Genomic DNA, 24,623 nt, shown 5'->3' with positions numbered 1-24,623 from the left:
AACTGTATTGTTTACACTCCTAAAGTATTGAGATTGAAAATTATTTCACATGACACCTATCAATTAAATAGGTGACGAAAGTCAATAATAGTTATTTTCTATTGTAAAAAATCAAGTTTAAACTCGTAATTTTTATTTGTGAATTGACATTAGGTAATAGCATAAATAGCCTAATAAGACGTTTAAATGACACTTTTTGTTCATGTCTAGAAGTTTTTATTAATGAGATTTCAAATTGTACCTTTTCAATTGTTTAGAATCGTTTTAAAATACTTAATAATGAACAATATTTAACAGAAACAAATAATCTGATGATAAGAGGTGCCAATGATTTATTGATAATTGGTATTTGTGAAATGAAATTTCATCTATAATAATTTCAATTTTTATAGACTATTATTTTGGTTAATATTTGAAAATAGTATAGATTTATTGTTTGATATCAATATTTAATGTAAATTAATTTTATAAATATTGATAAGCGCTACTCAACCCATAATTTTCATAACTATATACTACTGGGAACACTACATTTAAAATAACGATTATTATGAAAATTTCAAGACGAATCATAAACCACGAGATGGATAGAATCGACCAAATGACTGAAGATCAAGCATTACAATTTACCGACGAGACGGATTATTTTAATGCCCAAGTTGACAATGGCATTTTTGCTAAAATTGAACCATTGGTGGTGAAAAATACAGATAAAATCAAAAAATTAACTTGGATGCAAATGCAATCTTTTAAGGCTATGAATCCTAAAAAGAGCAGACCTAATATGGCTTTTGTAAGCATGTTAGATGCTAGAGGGACTTTATTTTTTGATTACACGAGCAAAACAGAAGAAGAATTAGAGGAATTGGTTTTGTCAGGTAAACTTCTACCGAAATCATTAGTGGTATACACCCTATTTTGTATTGATATGAATAATAAATCAAGACGAAGTATTCATTTAGGATGTCCCTATGTTTTTGTAAATAGACAAGCCACTTATTGGTTGATGAAAAATTATCCAAATAGATTCTTTTTCGGAGAAGACAAAGAGTTAATGAAAGAGCTTAAACAAGCAGGGGGTGAAGTATACCGTTTTCCTCTTGGTAGAAAGAAGCTGGGTTAATAAGATTTAGTGTTTTTAATTTTCATAATATCACCTCATTCATCTTAAGATGGGTGAGGTGTTTTTATTGCCAAACATTTTTATTTGATAAAATAAATGAGTAAATAGAAGTGTCGAAACTATAATAAACTAGAATAGCCAGTTTGACTACTGTTTAATTTTTTAATTTCATTAAGATGAAAACATTAAGTCATGTACTGTTTTTGACAGTATTAATAGGGTTATTTAGTTGTGAAAATCAATCAACAGAGGTACAAACCTCACTTAAAGAAGTATATAAAGATAAGTTCCTTCTAGGGACTGCTTTACATGTTCAACACACCAATGGTTTAAGAAAAGAATCCTCGGTTGTAGTAGAGCAACAGTTTAATTCTATTGTAGCAGAAAACTGTATGAAACCAGAAGAACTCCACCCTTCTGAAGATGAATATGATTTTACAGATGCAGATGTTTTTGTCCAATATGGGGAAAAACATAATATGTTTATCGTTGGTCATACCCTTATTTGGCATTCTCAAGTACCTGAATGGTTTTTCTTAAATGACAAAGGTGAACAATGTTCGAGAGAAGAATTGATCAACCGAATGAGAGATCATATTTATACCGTTGTAGGACGTTATAAAGGTAGAGTCCAAGCATGGGATGTAGTGAATGAAGCTATTGATGATATTGAAGGTCTCAGAAAAAGTAAATGGTTTGAAATAATTGGTCCTGAGTATATCGAGTTGGCTTTTAAATTTGCAAATGAGGCGGATCCAAATGCTGAGTTATATTATAATGATTATTCTTTGATTTTACCACATAGAAGGACTGAAGCTGTACGTCTTATCAAAAAATTGCAGGAAAAAGGTCTTAGAGTGGATGGAATTGGTATGCAAGCACATTATGGAATAGATTATGTGAAAATTCATGAGTTTGAAAAAAGTATCACAGACTTTGCAGCCCTCGGTATTAAAGTAATGTTGACCGAATTAGATATTTCAGTTCTACCTTTCCCAACAGAGGAAATTTCGGCAGAAATATCCCAAAAATATGCATTAGTTCCAGAATTTGATCCTTTTACAACATCTTTACCAGATAGTATGCAAACTAAATTAGCATCTAATTATGTTGATTTATTTAAAATATTATTAAAACATCAAGATAAAATAAGTAGAGTTACTTTTTGGGGTGTTAATGATGCGCATACATGGCGAAATAATTGGCCAATTGAAGGAAGAACAGACCATCCTTTGTTATTTGATAGAAAAAATAACCCCAAGAAAGCTTATCACGCAATTATAGAATTAGGTAAAGAACCCTCTAAAGGGTAAATAGATTAAGGAAATCTTTACTTTAATAGAAGTGATCATGGTTTTTTTTATTTAAATAGGTACATAATATTTTAATATCTATTTATTCTAAGTAATATTATATGAAATGAAGAAAACTGTGATCACTTATTTATTCTTTTAAGAACTATCACTCTAACATCGATTTATGAATTATTATTTACTACTAATATTTTTTTTATTTTCATCAATTAGCGTTTACAGTCAGGACAATGAGTTTATCAATTTGAATTTTAATGCAGATGGTAGACCTATTACTGATATCAATAAAGATTCCAATGGTTTTCTATGGGTCGGTACCTTTGGTAATGGTATCTATAAATATGATGGATTAAATTATGAACAATATCATTATGCTTATGATGATTCATCTAGCATAAATGATAATTTTATACGCTGTTCTACTATTGATCAAGACCAAAAACTATGGGTGGGTACCAATAAAGGTATCAGTTATTTTGATGTAGATGAAAATAAATTTCAACCTGTTGCACTAAACGGCACTCATGATGTCGTGGTTTTTGATATGGTGAAAACTGATGATCAATCTCTTATTTTATGTGCAAATACCAAAGGTTTGTATGTCAAATCAAAGGAGAATAACATTGATTATTATAGCCTGAATTTTAAACTTGATGAATATTTTAAGGTCAACTCTATTGCTACAAAAGATGGCCAAAATTATTATTTAGCCACAAATCAAGGGCTCTTTATTTTTAATTATCATTCAAAATCATTCAACAGATTTAATGATAATCTTTTACCTTATAATATAAATATCCAAAAAGTATTTATTTCTGAAAGTGGGGACTTATGGATAGGAACTAATGATAAAGGGATATTCAAGTATCATTTTGTAAATAAAAAACTCACCCATTATGAAGTGACGAATACACGAATTATGGATTTTTGTGAAAGTGAATGGGGAGTATTTTCGGCTACTGAAAATGATGGAGTCTTCCTTTTTCATCAAAAAGGTTCTTATAAACATTTTGAGGCAGATGCGAAATATGATAATTCATTGGCCTCAAATTCTATATGGTCACTCCATGCAATTGATTCATCAAAAATATTACTAGGGTATTATGAATTTGGTGTTGGTCTTTTTGATCCTAATTTTTATAAATTCAGTCATTTGTTTCATGATCCCTTTAATGATAACTCTTTAACTACCTCTTCTGTTAACAGTATTGTGAAAGGTAAAAATGAAGTGTTATGGTTAGGTCAAGATGGAGGTGGAATAACTCGATATGATCTCATCGGTCATCAATTTACAGCAGTTAATTCTCAACATCAGACATTAGTTAAAGGTTTAGGGAGTAACGCTGTACAAGCTCTTTTTCGAGATAGTAAAGGACAGGCATGGGTGGCAACTTGGGGGAATGGTATTTATCATTTACCAAAGGGTAAAAAGAAGTTCATTAATCTGACTAAAGAGAACTCTGAATTATCTTCAGACAGAGTCATCTATTTTGATGAAGATACTAAAGGACGAATTTGGATTGCTACTTTTGATAGAGGGATATGCTATTATGATTTAACGACAGAACAAATGCATTATCCTAATTATGGAGATTTTGTAGCAACAAGTTTATCCACTAAAGATATTAGGAAAGTAGTTGTAGATAATGAAGATAACATTTGGGTAGCATCAACTGAAGGTCTTTATTTTATTGATACGCATAAAGAGGAATTTCATGTAAAAAGAATTCTTGAAAATAAATTAGGAGGTGATAACATATTATCATTATTTATAAGTAAAGAGAATGATCTTTGGATTGGTACAGATGGAGCAGGATTATTTAAGTATACTATTACTACAAATGTTTTACTTCCATATCAAGGTCATGATAAAGTAAATAGAAAGGTAATTTGTGGTATTGTTGAAGATAACAACGGGAATATTTGGGTAACAAGTAAAAACGGCATTGGTGTGATCCAAAAATGGAATCATTCGGTACGTTATTTCTCACAAAAAGACGGCTTGGTTTCTGAAAACTTTAATTACAATGCCATTGCTTACGATTCGATTGCCAACATTGTATACGCTGGATCAATTAAGGGTTTAAATTATATTGATGCATCAATTATTAAATCACAAAAATGTGAAGCGAAAATCTATTTTAATAGTGTCAATATACATCAAACAAATTTTAAGAATAAAGATGATATTCAGGAGATTAAACAAAAAGTAACTTCAGGAGAACAGATAGTTTTATCTCAAAGTGAAAATATATTTTCTATCAATTTTACAGGAATTGACTTCCCTTATTCTGATAAAATTAGTTTTGCTTATTATTTAGATGGCCCAGAAAAGACATGGAATTATGTAGGGACAACTAGGAGTGTAACTTACACATCTTTGCCAAAAGGAAAATATACTTTCCATTTAAAAGGAATGGATAATAATGGGGTGTGGACAGAAGAAAAAGTACTATATATAGAAGTGTTACCGTATTGGTATCAATCAAATTTAGCCTTGATATTTTATATTGTATTTTTCTTAATAGGTTTATACTTCTTGAATAAATTAATGAAGGCAAGAGTGAGAATTTTGGAAGAAGCAAAAGGAGAAAGAGAAAGACGTTTACAAGAAGAAGCTTTGACAAAAACTAAATTACAGTTTTTTACTAATATTTCTCATGAATTTAGAACCCCTCTTACACTAATATTGAATCCAATTTCAGATATGGTTTCAGGACAGTTTTCGACCCAACAGTTAAGAGATAAAAATATTTCTATTTATAGAAATGCATTACGTCTAAAACACTTGATTGATGAATTAATGGATTTTAGAAAACTGAATTCTAATAGCATGTTGCTAAAAGCACAATATCTAAATCCAGAAGAGGTGATTGAAGAATCAATTTTATTTTTTGAAGAAGAAGCAGAAAGTCGTCAAATCAACATCAAAATATCTAAAGATTACCAACAAGAAATAAAAATATATATTGATGAAAGTATGGTTGAAAAAATAATATTCAACTTATTTTCAAATGCCTTTAAACTGATGGAAAATGAAGGAGAAATCAATATAGATTTATCATATACTGATGAATATTTTAGAATTTCTGTAAAAGATACAGGCCCAGGCATTTCACCAGAGAATTTAAACAAAGTCTTTGATCGTTTCTATCAAGTAGATTCGCATCAAGATGCTTATTATGGTGGAACAGGAGTTGGATTGGAAGTAGTAAAGCAATTTGTAGAATTGCATAAAGGAAAAGTGGCAGTAGAAAGTAAAGTTAATGAAGGTACTGTTTTTCATATGGATTTCCCGATGGGTAAAAATCATTTACCATCAGATCAAATTGTAAGTGACCAAAACAGAGTCAAAAATAAATATGTACTTCCGATAGGATCAAAAGAAAAACTTTCAGCTAACAATGCATCATCTACAAGTAAAAAACAATCTATTTTATTAGTTGAAGATAATTATGAGTTAAGATCTTACTTAAAAGAAGCATTACAGGATAGGTATCATATTTATGAAGCTATTGATGGGTTTACTGCTTTAGAATTATTGGAATCCAAAAATGTTGATATCATTATTTCTGATATTATGATGCCTAAAATGGATGGTTTTGAATTATGTAAAAAGGTGAAGACAAACGTGAAAATCAGCCATATTCCATTAATATTATTGACTGCAAAAAATGAACAAGAAGATAAAATCAAAGGAATTAATCTAGGTGCTGACGCTTACATTCAAAAACCATTTGATTTGGAATTACTTCATGTAACAATAAAACAATTATTAAAATCAAGACAAGTTCTTTTTGATCGTTTTATCGGAAAGTATCAAGAAGAAGGGTTCGATCAGTCAAACACTACCAATGTTGATAAGGAATTTTTAAAGACGGTGACAGATTACATCTATGAGAACATATCTGATCCTAATTTAAATGTAGAACAATTATCAGATGTGCTACACATGAGTAGAAGTCAGCTTTATAGAAAAATTAAAGCACTAACAGGTTTGACTGCTACGGTATTTATAAAAAGAATACGCTTAGAACAAGCAAAGAAATTAATATTATCTGGCAATAGTAATATGAGTGAAGTTGGGTATCAAACAGGATTCTCTTCTCCTTCTTATTTTTCAAAATGTTATAAAGAGTATTTTAATATTCTTCCAACACAAGAGTTAAAAGAAATAGAGAATTAAACCTTTTAGTTGAAGGTTAGGCACACAGCTTCCATTAATAGTAGAATCTAGTATAAGGTATTAGTCTTGAATTGAATTATTTTTTTAAATGATGTGAAATGACAAATTAAAGTAAGATCCAAGGGAAGGATATTACAACGACAAATGTAAAAAATGATGCAACAAATGTTGATAATGTTGCAAAATGACCTCTAAACTTCATTTTTATAAGTTTTTGCTTCAATTTTTTTATTTGTAGATAGTACAATTATTCAAATTGCAGTATGAAAAAAAAGTCAAGCGAACGTAATGTTCACTCTAGGAAATTAGCAGTACTAGAGGTCTTGGTTATTACTAGTTTAGTTGGTCTTATTGTATTAATTGTTTCATTAACATAAGCAATAGCCAACAGTTTCGACACAATTATCAGCCATTTTTTGGTATTTTTTTACTATTAGAAATTCTTCAAATATGAAAAAGACTTATACTTAAAACAACATTTCAATTCTTCTAAAATGCTAACTCTTACTAAACACTATAGTTTAATAATAAACATTATTCTGTAGTATCTGATGAATTTAACTTAGATAATGAAATGAATGATTATTTATTTAGGGTAGGTGTATCTAGGAAGGTACATTTATTAATAGCAGCTCTATTTTGCTTTCTACTGTTTCCTAAACTTCTACATGCACAGAACTCCAGAATTATAAAAGGAGTCGTCGTAGATAAAAATTCTGATGTACCTCTGCCTGGAGTGAATGTATATATTGTAGGCACCACTGTTGGTACAATTACAAATTTTGATGGTGAATATCAACTTGATGTGCCTTATGATAAAACAGAACTTGCTTTTAAATATATAGGATACATTGAGAAGATAGTTTCAATAGAAAATCAAACAGAATTAAGTGTATCACTTGATGAAGATGTAAAACAACTAGAAGAAATTGTTGTAGTTGGTTACGGTACACAAGAGAGAGCAAAAGTGACTGGTGCAATTGCAACTGTTGATTCTGAAGCAATTACTTCGACTCCTGTTTATACAGCAGATCAAGCATTGCAAGGTAGAGCAACTGGTGTTTCTGTCACCAATAATGGTTCTCCAGGTAGTGATCCAATTGTTCAGATCCGTGGTGTCATGGGAACAAGTGGTAATACCCCTTTAATTGTTGTAGATGGTATTATCGTACAAGGATTGGGAGATTTAAACCCATCTGATATTGAAACTATGACAGTTTTAAAAGACGCTTCTACCACAGCTATTTATGGTGCACAAGGTGCCAATGGTGTTGTAGTTGTTACTACGAAAAAAGGTAAAGCGGGTGAAATTAAGATTGATGTTGATGGTTACCGTGGTGTACAAATGGTTCAAAAACAACATGATGTAATGGAACGCGATGACTACATCAAATATTCAAAGATGTGGGGAAATGCAGCACAAGGTCGACTTGAGAATGAAAAATATTCAGATATAAGTAAATACAATACTAATTGGCAAGACGAGATTTTTCAACAAGGAATCATTGAAAACTACAATGTAGGTCTTTCTGGAGGTAGTGAGAATACAAATTACAGAATTAGTGGTAATTATATGAATCAAGAAGGTGTTTTAAAGAATACTGGTATCGAACGTTTCATGTTTAGAGCCAACTCTAATTACACTAAAGGTAGACTAAAAGTGGCCCAAACTTTTTCTGTATCAAGTACCGATAAAAAACCAGAACAAACATCAGCAGGACGTTCAGCTTTAGAACATGCGATTAAAATGCCTCCTTATTTAACAGCATATAATGCAAGTAATTTAGGTGGTTATCAAGGAACAGATATTCAATTGGATGGTCAGGATGCGGAAAACCCTTTGAGAGTTTTAGAACATACTGAGATTTCGAACAGAAGAGTAAATCTAATGGGTACTTTGTCAGCAGAAGTGGAATTATTTCAAGGGTTCTCTATTAAAGGACAAGGTGGTATTGACTACTTCAATTATACCAACGAATTATTTTCCCCAGCATACGACGATGGATCAGCTTTAGCTAGACCAAACAGAGCGTTAATTGAAAAAGGTTATGGATCTCATGCAATGATGACATTAATCGGACAGGCAAACTATAACAGGAAAATAGGCAAACACAATATTAATGCTGTAGCTGTTTTGGAGCGTATTGAAAAGAAAAATATGAATGCGGGCACATCTAGTTTTAATGAAATTACTAACGAGATCAAAAATACAACAAATACTGATTTAACTGGTGGTTCATTCGCTGTAGATTATGGTAAACTAGGTTATTTAGGCCGTGTAAACTATGATTATGATGGTAAATATCTATTTGCTGCTTCATATCGTCGTGATGCTTCTTCTAGATTTGGTACAAATAATAGATGGGCAGGGTTTTATTCAGTATCAGTAGGATGGAATGTTTTAGATGAAGCATTTATCCCAGATTCAGAATGGATGTCCCAATTAAAACTTAGAGCAAGTTATGGTTCTGTGGGTAATGATAATATTGGAGATTATAGATATTCAGCATCTATTGTTTCAGGAAATCATAGGTATGTATTTAGTGATGCTAATGGCGTTTATCAAGCGTTTGGTACTACTGCAGGTAATCTACCTAATCCTAATTTGAAATGGGAAACAACTTATATGACCAACGTAGGTATCGATTTAGGTTTCTTTGAAGATCGTTTAACACTATCCGCTGAATATTATAAGAATGAAAGTGATGATTTACTGATTAATGTTCGTCAAGTTTCTTCTATTGGTGGAGTGAACTCTACTCAAGCAAAGAATGCAGGATCAGCACAGGTAAGTGGTTTTGAATTTAATTTGGGAGTGAATAATCAAGAAAAAGCTTTAAAGTGGGCTGCCAATTTGAATATTAGTACCATGCAAAATAGAGTAAACGATTTAGGTGGAGAAACTTTATTTGAAGGGTATTACGAAAACAATGGTTCTATTTTGAGAAGTATTGAAGGCGAACCACTGAGACACTTTTATGGTTACCAAGCTATTGGGATTTTTAGATCATGGGAAGAAATTTACACCTCTCCAGAACAAACTTCGAATACATCCCCTGGCGATGTGAAATTTAAAGATATTTCAGGACCTAATGGAAAGCCTGATGGTGTAATTGATCATCATGATCAAACTATTATTGGTAATCCAACGCCAGATGTAGTATTTGGTTTTAACATGGACTTAAGCTACAGAAATTTTGATTTAAATGTCTTTTTCAATGGTACTTACGGTAACGAAATCTATAACACAACAAAATGGTATTTAGAAGGAGGACAACGTTTCTTCAATGCTAATCCTAAAATGTTGAATGCATGGACGCCTGAAAATAAAGACTCTAATGTTCCTAGACTAAGTGAGTCAGGTGATAACTTAAGAACTTCAGATCGTTTTGTAGAAGACGGATCTTATTTAAGACTTAAGAATGTTACTCTTGGATATACATTACCAAAGAATGTTTTATCTAAATATATATCAAGATGTAGATTTTATGTAAGTGGTCAGAACTTATTTACACTTACTAAATATTCTGGTCTTGATCCTGAAGTAGGAGCAGCTGCTGCAAGTGGAAATAACCCAGCAGAGACAGGAATAGATAGAGGAAATTATCCAACTCCTCTAACAGTAATTGGTGGCTTACAATTAAACTTCTAAACATCATGAAAAGAATTAAATATACATATCTATTAATATTAGTGGTTGTTTTTGGAAGTGGCTGTAGTACAGATTTCCTTAACATCTCTAATCCAAATGAACTTACTGAAGACACTTATTTTAAAAATAAATCTCAGTTACAATCTTCTGTAGATGCAGCTTATGTGAATTTACAATCAAAGGGACTTTATATTCGTCATTTATTTTTCATAAATGATAATATGGGACATGAGGTGGAGATAAATCCTCAACATGAGCCAGATAAACGTCAGTATTATAACTTCACTTTTGATTCAAATCATGAAGGTATTTTTACTTATTGGGATAACTGTTTCAGAGGAATCAACAAAGCAAATTTTGTAATTTCAAATAAAAATAAATTTGAAAACGTGACGCAAGATGATGTTGATAGAGCATTAGGAGAAACTCATTTCATGAGAGCCTTTTATTATCACTTACTTGTTACTCGTTTTGGAGGTGTTCCCATCTATCCAGAGTTAACAGATACACCTAAACCAAGGTCAACTAAAGAAGAAGTCTATCAATTTATTCTTGAAGATTTAGCTTTGGCAGCAGAACTTTTACCATCTCAAGCAAATTCTGATGGAGGTAGAGCAACATCTGGAGCAGCTTATGCTTTGAAAGGGAAAATGCACTTGTACAGACAAGAATGGCAAGAAGCTACAGAGGCATTTAAGAAAGTGACTGGATATGCCTTGGTAGATGATTATATGCACAACTTCTTGGAAGAAACAGAGTATAATACGGAATCAGTTTTTGAAGTAGGTTTTACTAGAGATTTTGGATGGTCTGATCAAGATACATGGTGGGTAGAAGATGCATCAGGTATGCAATTCGTCTCATTAAGAGGTCAGGAATACGGATGGAATGATTGGTTTAACTCATATCCTGGGGATGACCTTTTGGATGAGTACGAAGCAAATGATCCTCGTTATACGGCTAATTTCTATACCGATGGTGAATTGTTTAACAATGATACAGAGGTAGTTAGTCTTCCAGATCATAGAGCAGCATGGAAGAAATATCAAAACTACTATCAACGTCCTAAAGAGGAAATTGCTTCAGGTATAAATCACCGTGTAATTCGTTATTCAGATGTTCTTTTAATGAGAGCTGAAGCAGAAAATGAATTAGGTAATATCTCAACTGCAGTGAGTTTATTAAACGAGGTTCGAGATAGAGTAAATATGCCTCAATATGGATCAGCTGAAATGAACACTGATTATCCTGTAAATAGCAAAGATGATGTATTCAAAGCTATTGTGCATGAAAGAAAAGTAGAATTAGCTGGAGAACAAGTACGATTTAATGATCTATTACGTTGGAATTTGGCTTCAACTTTCTTAGCAGGAACAGGCTTCGTATCAGGAAAGTCAGAATTACTTCCTATTCCACAAAAAGAAATTGATGTGAATCCGGAAATTACTCCTGCAGACCAAAACCCTGGTTATTAATCATCTGTTTTTTGAATTGAAAATGAATGAACTATGAAAAATAAATTTATATATATATATCTTTTAGGAATACTATCTTTTTGGGGTTGTGCTTCAGAAGATTCTACTCCAACTTTAGAATTACCTAAAGCAGCATTTACAGCTTCTCCAACTAGTGAAAATCCGAATTATATCGTACTTGATAACCAATCTACCGGAACTTCAATTATGAGTTCATGGAAGTTTAAGGAGGATGGCCCTTTTGTAAGAGGATCACAAGGACTAGATACTACTTACTATCCTAATGAAGGAACGTATAAAATTACTTTATACACTGGGAATAATTCAGGGGTTGATACGGTGTCACAAGAGATCGTGATTGAACAAAGAGATCCTGATTTACCACCAATTGGTGGAGATGCCTTCTTATTGTTAGGTGATTTTGAAGATGGAAATGTTGGTGATTGGAATGCTTGGGATCAAGACGTTTCAGTGGTGAGTAATCCTGCCGCTTCAGCAGCTAATCCATCAGATTTAGTACTGAAAATGACACAAACGGAACCGTGGCAAAATAGTGCGGTAAGAAATGTTCCTCAAGTAACTCCTTTTGCTACAAAAATTGTTGTGGATGTTTATTTTGAGGTAGCAGGTGAATTAAAGCTTCAAATTGAAAGTGATTTTGCTACAGGATACTTCCAAGCAGTACCTGCTGGCGAATGGGTAACATTAGAGTATAATCTTGAAGGTGAAGTAGATCCAGCAAAAGAGTATCCTTGGATTCTATTCCAAGGAAATACAGCAGGTAGCTACTATATCGATAATATCAAATATTATGCACTTGATATAGGTGGTGATAATGGAACGGTATATGGTGATTTTGAAGATGAACAAGTGGGGGATTGGAACGCTTGGGATCAAGCAGTAACAGTGGCAGCTAACCCAGCAGCAGACGCTGTAAATTCATCTAATTTTGCTTTATTAATGACACAAACAGATCCATTCTCTGTTAACGCAGTAAGAAACGGACAATTTGTAGGTGTGGCAGCTGATAAGATAACAGTTGATGTGTATTTTGAACAAGCAGGCTCTCTAAAATTACAATTAGAAAGTGATTTTGAGACAGGTTATTTTCTCGATGTTGAAGCAGGTAAATGGGTGACACTTGAATATGATCTCAACGGTCAGATTGATGGAAGTAAAGAATATCCATGGGTGGTAATTCAAGGCAATACTGCAGGAAATTACTACATCGATAACATTACCTACTACGAACAGTAAAATTGTTTACAATCTGGGGTGAAAGCCCTGGATTGTTACTCAGCTTCAAAAAAGAAATATCATGAAAAGAATATTAATATATCTATTATCTGCATTAGTGGTAGGACTCACCGGTTGTGTAGAGAATAAAGAACAGGAATTAACACTTTCTTCGCCTACTATTTATAAAATCTCTAACCTGAAAGCCAGTAGCTTTACGGCAGATTGGAATAACATTGTGAATGCACAAAGTTATGAGTTAAATCTTGCTACTGATGAGAATTTTACAAATCTAGTGGCCCCATATGAAAGTGTTTCTACTAAAGAAGATTTCTACCATTTTGAGGAACTTGAAAATGGTCAAACATTTTATGTAAGAGTAAAAGCTTCTCTTAAGGAGAAATCTTCTGAATTTTCTTCTGCAAAATCTATCACAACTCTGCCAGCTGATGGTGTAGAGCCAGATACCCCATTAAAAGATGTTGCTACAACTTTTAGAGTTGGAATGGCCACTATTGTTGATCGTCTGAATGGTACACATGATGAGATTTACAAAAGAGAGTACAATCAGATAACGGCAGAATGGGAAATGAAAATGAATATCATGTACCCTGAAGAAGGGAGATATGATTTTACTTTGGCGGATCAATTGGTTGAATATGCACAGAACAATGGAATGGAAATTCATGGCCATTCTTTAATATGGCATGCAGCCACACCTAGTTGGGTGGAGAATTATTCTGGTACTGATGAAGAGTTTTCTGATATGGTAGAAGATTATATCAAAACAACTGTTTCACGTTACAAAGGAAAAATAATTTCATGGGATGTAGTAAATGAGGCCATTGATGATGCTGGTGGAAATTACAGAAATACAGTGTTTTTAGAGAGAATGGGTGAGGACTATATCAAAAAATGTTTTGAATGGGCTAGAGAGGCAGACCCAGATTGTTTATTATTCTATAATGATTATAATCTATGTTGGGATAGAACAAAATTAGATGGAGTGATCACTAAGATTGTAGATAATTTTCAAGAGAATAATGTACCATTGGATGGTGTAGGCTTCCAAATGCATATTGGTTATAACGGTCCTTCTAAAACTATAATTGCAGAACATACTAAACTAATTACTGATAAGGGTATTCTTATGCACTTCTCCGAGTTAGATGTAAAGATAAATCCTGATAATGATTTATCTGTCCCTACTGAGGAAAGAGAATTTGCTCAAAAGGACAAAGTGAGAGAGGTAGTAGAAGTGTATAATGCAATACCTGAAAGTAGTAAATTTGCACTGACAATTTGGGGATTAAAAGACGATGAGTCTTGGATACCAAGTGTTCAAGGTCATGAAGATTGGCCGTTATTATACGATAAAGATTTTACAATCAAAAAAGCACATACAGGCTTCTTAGAAGGCCTTCAAGAATAGAGTTAGCAATGCGAGGAAGAGGGAATCAGAGTACCTCTTTCTCCTTCTAACATCAATCAATTTATTTATCGGCTTGTCAATAAAAATAATCAACATCTATATGTTGGGGTGGTACGTTATTGCACAATTTTTTATTAGCCATATTTTACAGTGAAATGAAAATAGATGACCAAAAAGTATCGTTAAAAGAGAAAATAGGGTACAGCTTGGGAGATTGTTCTGTTAATTTTGTATTTCAAATTATGTTGGTTTTTCAACTTGGTTTTTATACAGATGTTTTCGGAATAAAAGCAACCGCTGCTGGAGCTATTCTACTATTAGCAAGAGTTATTGATGCCTTTGTGGATCCTGTGGTAGGTATCATGTCGGATAGAACCAATACAAAATGGGGGAAATATAGGCCTTGGGTACTATGGACAGCCTTACCTTTTGGATTATTCTTCTTTTTGGCGTTTACTACTCCAGATTTGACAGAAAGGTATAAAGTAATTTATGCAGGTATTACATATACTCTTTTAATGGCAATTTATTCTTTGAATAATACCCCTTATTCGGCTTTACATGGTGTAATGTCAAGTGATATTGATGAGAGAACAAATATTGGATCAGTAAGATTTGTATTGGCTATGGTAGCCTCACTTATTGTACAAGGGTTTACATTGCCATTAGTAGATAAATTAGGTCAAGGTGATGATCAAAAAGGATGGTCTATGGCCATTGGTATTTTTTCAATTATTGCCATTGTATTTTTTGTAATAACATTTCTCACAACTAAAGAAAGAATTACACCGCCTCCAACTCAAAAAACTTCTATTAAACAAGATTTTAAAGACCTAAGTAAAAATGGACCGTGGTTCTCAATGTTTATTGTCACCCTTTTCATCTTTACAACATTATCATTATGGGGAGGAGGAATGTATTATTTCTTCAGTTATTATATGCAACCTCAGGCCATTTTCTCATTCTTAGAGCAATTCAATTTAGTTCAACAAACCAATAGTCAACCATCATTAATTCATAAAGTCATGGATGCCTTTGGCTTATTGGCTTTGCCAGATCAGAGCAATGCATTTAGTGTTGGTTTTAGCTTTTTTAATATGATAGGACAGTTTTTTACCATCATTGGAGTACTAACATTGTCAGCACCACTTGCAAAAAGATTTGGAAAGAGAAATACGTTTATTGTGTGTTTATTCATGACTTCAGTTTTCACAGGTTTGTTTTTCTTTATTCCTGAAGACAAGGTTGGATGGGCTTTTACTTTAAATATCCTTAAATCAATATTCTATGCACCAACCATTCCATTATTATGGGCAATGATGGGTGATGTAGCTGATTATTCTGAATGGAAATATAAAAGAAGAGCTACAGGATTTGTCTTCTCTGGGATTGTATTTGCGTTGAAAGCGGGTCTTGGATTTGGTGGAGCGTTATGTGGATGGATTGTATCGGTTTATGGTTATATTCCTAATACCGTACAATCCACAGACGCCATTTTTGGTATCCGTTTAACCGCTTCTATAGTACCGGCTGCTACGTTTATGGTATCAGTTATTTCTCTTGTTTTTTATGTAATCACCAAAGATTTTAATATCAAAATGCAGGGTGATTTATCAAATAGAAGAGCAAAACAACAAGAAAGTGAATTTATTGAGGTCGAAAATGTGGCCTTAAATTAAGTATACATCAAAAAGTTTGATCAAATTTAATCAGCATGAGTTTAGTGAAAAATAAACCAAAATATATTGCAGATCATTTATATACTGCAGACCCTTCCGCCCATGTATTTAATGGAAAATTATATATCTATCCTTCCCATGATATTGAATCTGGTGTGGAAGAAAATGACAATGGAGATCATTTCAATATGCAAGATTACCATGTGTTTTCAATGGATAACATTAATGGAGAGGTAACAGATCATGGATGTGTTTTGAAATTAGATGATATTCCTTGGGCAGGAAGACAAATGTGGGCTCCTGATGCTGCTGAAAAAGATGGTAAGTATTATTTGTATTACCCAATGAAAGATAAAAATGACATTTTCAGAATGGGTGTAGCAGTAAGTAATAAACCTGAAGGACCTTTTGTTCCAGAACCAACACCTATGGATGGTAGTTACAGTATTGATCCAGCTGTTTTCCAAGATAATAAAGAAGATTACTATATGTACTTTGGAGGGATTTGGGGAGGTCAATTACAAAGGTACAGAGACAATAAAGCAATAGAGGTGGGACAAGAACCTGCTGATCATGAAGATGCTCTATGTCCAAAAGTTGTCAAACTATCAAAGGATATGAAAGGTTTTGCAGAAGAACCTAAAGATCTAGTGATTCTTGATGAAAATGGTGAGCCATTAAAGGCAGGAGATCATGAAAGAAGATATTTTGAAGGACCATGGATGCATAGATATAAAGACAAATATTATTTTTCATATTCTACGGGTAATACTCACAGAATATGTTATGCAGTTAGTAATTCACCGTATGGACCATTTCATTATACAGGAGTTGTTTTAACCCCTGTGGTTGGATGGACAACTCATCATTCTATTGTAGAATTCAATGGAAAATGGTATTTATTTTACCATGATAGTCAACCCTCGGGAGGTAAAACATGGCTTAGAAGCGTCAAGTTTATAGAAATCGAGTTTAATGAAGATGGAACCATTTCCACTGTAGACGGTGAAATGTAATAACAGTATCATTCATTGTTTGAAAAGCATTCTCAGTTTGAGAATGCTTTTTTTTTATGACAAATGTAGCATCAAAAAGCTTCATTTGTTATGCTACATTTTTACTATTATTTCTATTGTTTTTGACATTCTTTCTTAGCCACGTCATCTACATTTGATATTGAGATCTCAATGAAATGAATTAACTCTTCTACTTTCTATATTGTTCCGGCTACATTATAAAAGTCTGAAAGAGTACTAACTAAATCTACTATATTATTGAAATGGAAAATTATCTAAACGAAAAGGTAAATTTTAGGCACACTCATGTATTACCACCAAACTTTGTAAAAGCAATCACCCTATTATTTTTTTCACTATTATTTTTTAGAGTGGATTGTATTGCCTCTATTTCTAATTCAGAAATTACAATACAAACAGAAACAATGACTCTTGGAGGTGCTTACACAGGTACCACTAGTACTCCTTTTGATGGTATTATCTTATATGCTAATGATGATAATGCGTCCACATCAATTGTAGTTTCCAATGCACCTGGATTATTTGATATCAGTTTAAGGGGAGCATCTACAAATACTAGTGCTGCAGGAATAAGCTTAGAAATTGATGGAACTGAAGTAACTACATTTTCTTTTACAGGAACTTCAGCAAGTATTGATACCAAATCTATTAAGATAGAAGGGAATGCTGGAAATAGAATCATAAAGTTGATCTTGAAAACAGATAATGGATCAAATGATACATTATTGGATTGGATAAGCTTTACTAGAACAGGTGATATTCCACCACCACCAGCTCCTCCAACATTACCTAATCAGGGAGCATTCTATACAGGAAACTATAGAAACTTGTTCAAAGAGGCAGGGTATACACAACAACAAATTGATGATAAAGTTAACAGTGTTTATCAACAATTATTTTATGGAGATAATACATCCGAAAGAGTATATTTTCCAAAAGGATCTGATGAAGCATATATCTTAGATATCGATAATAACGATGTAAGGTCAGAAGGTATGTCTTACGGAATGATGATCGCTGTACAGATGAATAAAAAGGATGAGTTTGATCGTATGTGGAAATTTGCAAAAACACATATGCAACATGGTTCTGGAAACCGCGAAGGGTATTTTCGTTGGATAGTAGATGCAAATGGAGCGGAATTAGACCCAAATACGGCCTCAGATGGTGAAATCTATTTTATTACTGCTTTGTATTTTGCATCTGTAAGATTTGGTGATGGAAATGGTATCTATAATTATAGAGCTGAAGCTGATTATATTTTGGAACAGATTATGAATAAAGGATGGCCTCATAATCAGATAATAGGTTCAGTACCTAATATGTTTAATGACGAGAAAAAGGTCTGTTTTGTACCTTATGCTCAAGCTTCAACATATACGGACCCTTCTTACTTTTTACCATCTTTTTATGAAGTGTGGGGAATAATGGCCAAGACCAATCGTCAATACTGGAAAGATGCTGCAGATGTTGCACGTGATTTCTTTGTAGACGCAGCACATCCTGTTACAGGTTTAATGCCTGATTATTCTAATTATGATGGTTCTCCAACTGGCGGACACAAAGAAGATTTTGTGGTTGATGCATGGCGTTGTGCTATGAATATTGCAATGGATTATGCATGGTTTAAGAAAGACGAACGAGAAAAAGTTATTTCTGATAATATCCAAAACTTTTTCTATAGTGAAGGTATCTATAGTTATTCTAGTGGTTATACTTTAGATGGAAATCCACTACCGGGAACAGATTATCAGGCAGTAGGTTTAGTAGCATGTAATGCTATGACTGCTTTGACCTCAACAGATGCTAAATCATGGGAATTTATTGATGCATTATGGGATCGAGCACCAACAACAGGTCGTTATCGTTATTATGATGGTTTATTACAAATGATGTGTCTATTGCATCTATCAGGTAATTTTAAAGCGTATGTTGATGGTTCTGTTCCTCCTGTAGATCCGGATCCTGTACCTGTAACAGGAATTACTTTGTCACCAACTTCATTAAATTTAGAAATAGGAGAAACAAGTACTCTAACTGCAAATATTTTACCTGCTAATGCGGATGATAAAGGAGTAAATTATTCGTCGTCCAATACTAATATTGCTACAGTTTCATCAGAGGGTGTTGTTTTAGCATTAAATGAAGGTAGTGTTACTATCACGGTTACATCTCAAGATGGTGGTTTTACTGATCAAACTATGGTTGTAATTTCATCAATTCCAACATCAGATCAGACACCTTATTTAGGAAGTCCTCTAGGAATACCGGGTACGATTAATCCTGTGAACTTCGATAATGGTGGTCAGAATGTTGCTTATTACGATACTGATTCGGATAACAATGGGAATGGCGATCGTCAAAACACGGATGTAGATACAGAAAATAGAGTAAATGAAGGTAATATTGGTTGGATAGCTTCAGGTGAATGGTTAGAGTACACAGTAGATATAGCTACAGCTGGTAATTACATCATCTCTGCAGAAATAGCATCACCGTCATCAAATGGTAAATTTTCTATAGCATTTGATGGAATTGATAGAACTGGAATAATCAACATATCTTCAACAGGTGGATGGGGTGAGTTTACAACTGTAACCACTTCAAATGTAAGTTTAACGGCGGGAAAACAAGTCATGAGAATTGTTTTTGAAGCAGGAGGATTTAACCTCAGTAACCTTTTATTCACAGAAGATAATTCTAATGGTGGTGATAATGGAGGTAATAATGGAACATGTTCTTTCGACTTACCAAGTTCTGTTGCTTTCCCAACAACGAATACAAGTTTTACTCACGCTCATGTCTTAGGTAATGGACCTGATCTCTCTCACGTGAATAATATCTCAGTGAATTGGTCAAAAGAGGGTGGACAAATATGGGATTTTTCTATGCGTACTAATAACGGTATTCCTAATTGGTATGTTGATCTTAAAACTTCTATAACACATACTTTAGGCAGTGCTTCTCCTTCTATAAGTTTTACGAATAGCGGTGTCGATGGTCTAGATGGTGATTATTGGATTGGGAAGGATGGTGCAAATGTTGTTTTAGTTTCTAAAACGGCAGGGTTTACTATATATTTTAGTAATTCTTCTACAGCTCCAAGTTGTTCTAATGCTAGATTGACGAATGTTAGATCAGTGGAAACTATTAATCTGAAAGATGAAATAAAACTATATCCCAATCCTGCAAAAGATCAAATTACCATCTTGGGGCTTCAAGGTAATACGACTAAAATCAATATTTATACTATTAGTGGTGTACTCGTTTCCACTTCAAATTTATCTGGTGATCAAAGAAAGTTGAATGTAGATTCTTTACATAAAGGAACCTATGTAGTTCAATTGTTATCAGAAGGCAATTATCAAATTAAAAAGCTGATCATTCAGTAATATATTTGATATAAAATGCAGAATTAACTTTACCATTCAAGAGTCCAATAATCTTTTTTATCCTCGTATAACTCTAACTATTTATTGGGCTCTTGAATATATTATGAAATGAAAACTTAATTAAAATGAATCATCTACAATTCATGAATACACTTCAATTTTTAAGTGGTATTCATATTAATACACAATTAGTTCAACGTTTTTCTAAAAGTGTCTTTGCTATTTCTTTTTTCTTTTTCTTAGTATTTGATGCTAAATCTCAGACCATTTGTAATAATCAAATTGGCAATCAAGGCGGTTACACTTATGAGTATTGGAAAGACTCCGGTAATGGGTGTATGACTTTAAATAATGGAGGTAATTTTTATGTTTCTTGGAGCAATATCGGTAATCTATTAGCTAGAAAAGGTAAGAGACCAGGTGTGAAAAATCAAACAGTTACTTATGGAGCGAATTATCAACCTTCAGGCAATTCGTATTTATGTATTTATGGTTGGACAAAAAGTCCTTTAGTAGAGTATTATATAGTTGAAAGTTGGGGAAGTTGGAGACCTCCTGGAGGAAATGCTAAAGGTACAGTCACTACCGATGGAGGAACTTATGATATATATGAAACAACAAGGGTCCAACAACCATCAATAGAAGGAACAAAAACATTCCAACAGTATTGGAGTGTACGTAGATCTAAAAGAACAAGTGGTACTGTAACTTGTGCTAATCATTTTAACGCATGGGCTTCTTTGGGAATGAATATGGGTAATTTATATGAAGTTTCTTTCACTGTAGAAGGTTATCAAAGTAGCGGAACCTGTAATGTTTACAGTATGACAATGGGAACAAGTAATGGGAATTCTGGAGGAGGAAATACAGGTTCAAACACTATAAAAGTGAGAGCAAAAGGAGTAAGTGGTCAAGAAAAAATTAATGTTCGTCTTGGAAATCAAACAATTCAAACGTTATCACTCACTAATAATTTTAAAGAATTTACAGTAAATACAAATTCTAATGGTGGTGTTAATTTAGAATATTTTAATGATGCCAATGGTAGAGATGTACAAGTGGATTGGGTTGAAATAAATGGAAATAGAAAACAAGCCGAACAGCAATCTTATAATACAGCAGTTTGGCAAAATAATTCATGTGGAGGTCAATATTCTGAATGGATGCATTGTAATGGGATCATTGGTTTTGGTAATACTTCAGGAGCTAGAATAATTGATAGGGAAAGAACACAGATTTCTAAAAATTCCATTTATCCAAATCCAGTAACCAATGGTCAAATCACTATTAATAATGTTGATTTGGGAGAAGTTTATCAAATTATTATCTATGATCAGCAAGGAGCGATATCAAAAAGTTGGGAGATAAATAATGGTAAAGAATTGATCAATTTAGAAATTGATTTGCCTAAAGGTATTTATATTCTACATGCCATTGGATCTATTCAATCACTTCAAGAAAAAATTATTATTTCAAACTAATTTTTTGATGATAAGGGGAGCTAAAAAGCTCCCCTTATTTTTATAAGCTAGGTCCATATAGCTTATCATATAAATTATCTGAAGACATCAAATATGTTTCTTTTTCTAATTCTGCTTCCCATTTCTTCATTAATATTGGATTGGTTTGAATACGAGAATCTATGTATTTAAATGTAGGATTATCAAACCACATTCTATGTGCTTTCCAATTACAATTAATATATGAAATGGCTTTAACGGTCTCTGGGTTTTGATGGATAGTAGCAAAAAATGGAGTAAACCAATTGTCCCAAGCTACTCTTGCTTGATCCTGATTTGATAAAACTGTTTCTTTATTTTCTTCTAAAGCAGGGGTAGCCTCTGCAATAAATACAGGCTTTCCTTTTTGTTTCGCAAAGGCAATCATATTTTGCTTTTTCCAAGCACCGAAAAACGAGAAAGCACACCAATCGACATATTCATCGCCAGGATACCATTTTTCTAATTCTTCTAACGATGACATAAAACCACACGATTGCCACACATACGCTACATTGGTAATTTCCATTTCATCGTAGATATTTTTAATTCTTTTGTAAGCTTTTATATAATTATCTCTATCGTAGTGGTTCCAATCATGGCCATCAAATTCATAACCAATACGTAAGAAAATAGGTCTTGGGGATTGTTCTTTAATGAAATTTCCTAATTCACGAATCAATTGATCTCTTTTTCCATAGGCAACAGCAGAATCGTGATGTACCATACCTAAACCTATCGCTAAGGCCATATTTTTATAATCTTCATCTGCCAACTGAAGACTCATATTACTTTTGTTATCACCCCAATCATCTGTTGTTGTAACACCATCTAATCCTTTATGGATAAATCCAAAAGATTCAGAACCGGGAGTTAACACTGTATATGCTGTAAATCCAGCTGGCCTTTGTTGGAAATGATCTAAGTATCCATCATTATAATCATCTAAGCCGCCTATTGCATTCAGTTCTTGTCCAATAAAGACAAGACATTTTCCATCAGCAGGTTCAAACTTTGCGATTTTTCTTTCAGAATTAGGAAGGGGTTTTGTTGGAAGGCATCCATACATTAAGGAAGTACATAAAAGTCCAAATAATAGATTGTTAAATTTCTTTTTCATACTTAAAAAATTTTTGATTCAAACTCAATGTAAGAGTATTGTACATTCAACAAGTGACTTTGAGTACGTAATCACTACGTCAACAGGATCTAATCTTTTCTATGCAGCATTTCTTTTATTCAATACAACATTTGTAGTATTCTAAGAAGGTCAATTGTATAATTAAAATATTATTTTGGTCTTTATTCTTATCTTTGTTTCTCTATTTAACAAGTCAAATATGAATAAAAAAAGAAACCCTTGGTTCTCGGGTATCGCCAACTTTTTTTGCATTGGAATGGGTCAATTATATAATGGAGAACCTAGAAAAGCGTTTATTTTTTTAATGCTTTATTTTTTGATTCCTACACTATTAAAGTGGACTTCAATCCCAAATTATTTTGCTGGATATATTTTCTCCTATTTTATAATTTATAGTTTTATTATTTATGTCATTAGAGATGCCATCATTGTCTCTAAAAAACTAGTGACTTATCAATTGAAATCTATTAATAGATGGTACTATTATTTTTCTTATGCATTAATGATTATGGTTCTTGGAGGACTATTTCCTTTAACTAAATTAATAGGAGTACAGAGTTTTAAAATAGCATCAGAATCTATGGAACCCAACTTACAAACTACAGATTTTGTGCTGGCTGATTTAACTACATCTATAGATGATATTCAATACGGTGATATTATTGTTTATAAAGATGATAGTAACGAAAATGATGAATCATTGTTTATATGTAGAGTAGTAGCTTTACCAAGAGACAAGGTGATGTTGAATGATAATTTTTTAGTGATAAATAATCAAGAATTAAATCATAAACTTATTGATACATCATCAGAAATATATCATTATAGAGAAGAGTTATCTAATGGTATTAACATAGATATTTTATTAGATCAGAATGTTCCGAAAGGTCATGAGTCTGCGAATACCTATGAATTTTCGATAGCTAAGGATGCCGTTTTTGTAATTGGAGATAATAGGAATAATGCATTGGATAGTCGTTACTTAGGTGAGGTGAATTATGAAAGAATTGTGGGTAAGCTGACTGCAATATCATTTAGTTCTAACTTTAGTCGAATAGGTAATAAATTATAGTTTCTCATAATTTACAATAAAAATTTAAAAAAAAATCTCATTGTATATTTGCTATAGCGAATATTAATAATACGTAATATTACTTATTATTTGTCAATACGAATATATAGTTCTTAGAAGAACATTTGATTTTAATTTGATAGCTACTTGATTAGTGTGTTAAGTATTGGATATGTGATGTTTATGTTGGTTTTGTAGATGGTTATATCAAAATGCGATTTTGATATTAAATTGAATTGTGATTCATTTTTTTATAACAAACGCTCTATTTGTCTATCAATTTGATTAAAAAAAATACGTAGTGTAAATAAATCTATAATCAATTAATTGCAATTAGGAAGATAAAATTAAAATTTATTTGTATTTTTGCAGTACGAAAATTTAAA

At 32.6% G+C, this 24,623-nt stretch carries 13 protein-coding genes; 12 read left to right on the top strand and 1 reads right to left on the bottom strand.

What is annotated here, in order from left to right; translation table 11 throughout:
* The first annotated feature begins 550 nt into the window (after nt 1-550).
* From NH26_RS22430 to NH26_RS22380, 11 genes are all read left to right on the top strand, one after another.
* Complete coding sequence (locus tag NH26_RS22430; RefSeq protein ID WP_139263241.1) at nt 551-1,123, top strand: hypothetical protein; 573 nt, start codon at nt 551-553, stop codon at nt 1,121-1,123.
* Nucleotides 1,124-1,299: 176 nt separating this feature from the next.
* Nucleotides 1,300-2,436, top strand: a complete 1,137-nt coding sequence (locus tag NH26_RS22425; RefSeq protein WP_139263239.1) for an endo-1,4-beta-xylanase — start codon at nt 1,300-1,302, stop codon at nt 2,434-2,436.
* Nucleotides 2,437-2,602: 166 nt separating this feature from the next.
* Entirely contained in the window at nt 2,603-6,622 is a 4,020-nt protein-coding gene (locus NH26_RS22420; RefSeq protein WP_071397266.1) for a hybrid sensor histidine kinase/response regulator transcription factor, read from the top strand.
* A gap of 574 nt (nt 6,623-7,196) precedes the next feature.
* Nucleotides 7,197-10,274, top strand: a complete 3,078-nt coding sequence (locus tag NH26_RS22415; protein WP_044220633.1) for a SusC/RagA family TonB-linked outer membrane protein — start codon at nt 7,197-7,199, stop codon at nt 10,272-10,274.
* Between the two features lie 5 nt (nt 10,275-10,279).
* Nucleotides 10,280-11,749, top strand: coding sequence for a RagB/SusD family nutrient uptake outer membrane protein (locus tag NH26_RS22410; RefSeq protein ID WP_044220636.1), 1,470 nt, complete (start codon nt 10,280-10,282; stop codon nt 11,747-11,749).
* Between the two features lie 33 nt (nt 11,750-11,782).
* A complete protein-coding gene (locus tag NH26_RS22405; protein ID WP_044220639.1) occupies nt 11,783-13,006 on the top strand; it encodes a hypothetical protein in 1,224 nt (407 codons plus the stop codon).
* A 61-nt stretch (nt 13,007-13,067) separates the two neighbouring features.
* A complete protein-coding gene (locus NH26_RS22400) occupies nt 13,068-14,417 on the top strand; it encodes an endo-1,4-beta-xylanase (RefSeq protein ID WP_044220642.1) in 1,350 nt (449 codons plus the stop codon).
* 155 nt (nt 14,418-14,572) lie between these two features.
* Nucleotides 14,573-16,096 carry an MFS transporter gene (locus tag NH26_RS22395; protein ID WP_044220645.1) on the top strand — a complete coding sequence of 508 codons (1,524 nt, stop codon included), beginning with the start codon at nt 14,573-14,575 and terminating at the stop codon, nt 16,094-16,096.
* A 35-nt stretch (nt 16,097-16,131) separates the two neighbouring features.
* Nucleotides 16,132-17,112: a glycoside hydrolase family 43 protein gene (locus NH26_RS22390; protein WP_084812330.1), complete on the top strand. Its 981-nt coding sequence runs from the start codon at nt 16,132-16,134 to the stop codon at nt 17,110-17,112.
* Nucleotides 17,113-17,375: 263 nt separating this feature from the next.
* Nucleotides 17,376-20,525: a glycosyl hydrolase family 8 gene (locus NH26_RS22385; protein WP_052431875.1), complete on the top strand. Its 3,150-nt coding sequence runs from the start codon at nt 17,376-17,378 to the stop codon at nt 20,523-20,525.
* A gap of 125 nt (nt 20,526-20,650) precedes the next feature.
* Nucleotides 20,651-22,006 (top strand): glycoside hydrolase family 11 protein, encoded by a 1,356-nt coding sequence (locus tag NH26_RS22380; RefSeq protein WP_052431876.1) that lies wholly within the window; start codon nt 20,651-20,653, stop codon nt 22,004-22,006.
* A 40-nt stretch (nt 22,007-22,046) separates the two neighbouring features.
* Here the strand turns inward: NH26_RS22380 and NH26_RS22375 are convergent, their stop codons facing one another.
* Nucleotides 22,047-23,144, bottom strand: a complete 1,098-nt coding sequence (locus NH26_RS22375; RefSeq protein WP_052431877.1) for a glycoside hydrolase family 26 protein — start codon at nt 23,142-23,144, stop codon at nt 22,047-22,049.
* A 220-nt stretch (nt 23,145-23,364) separates the two neighbouring features.
* On the opposite strand from NH26_RS22375, the gene lepB reads away from it, so the two are divergent.
* Entirely contained in the window at nt 23,365-24,237 is an 873-nt protein-coding gene (lepB, locus tag NH26_RS22370) for a signal peptidase I (RefSeq protein ID WP_044220651.1), read from the top strand.
* The last annotated feature ends 386 nt before the right edge of the window (nt 24,238-24,623 follow it).

This window comes from Flammeovirga pacifica (genome assembly GCF_000807855.2).
Lineage (GTDB): Bacteria > Bacteroidota > Bacteroidia > Cytophagales > Flammeovirgaceae > Flammeovirga > Flammeovirga pacifica.
This window is presented reverse-complemented; position numbering and strand designations above follow the sequence as displayed.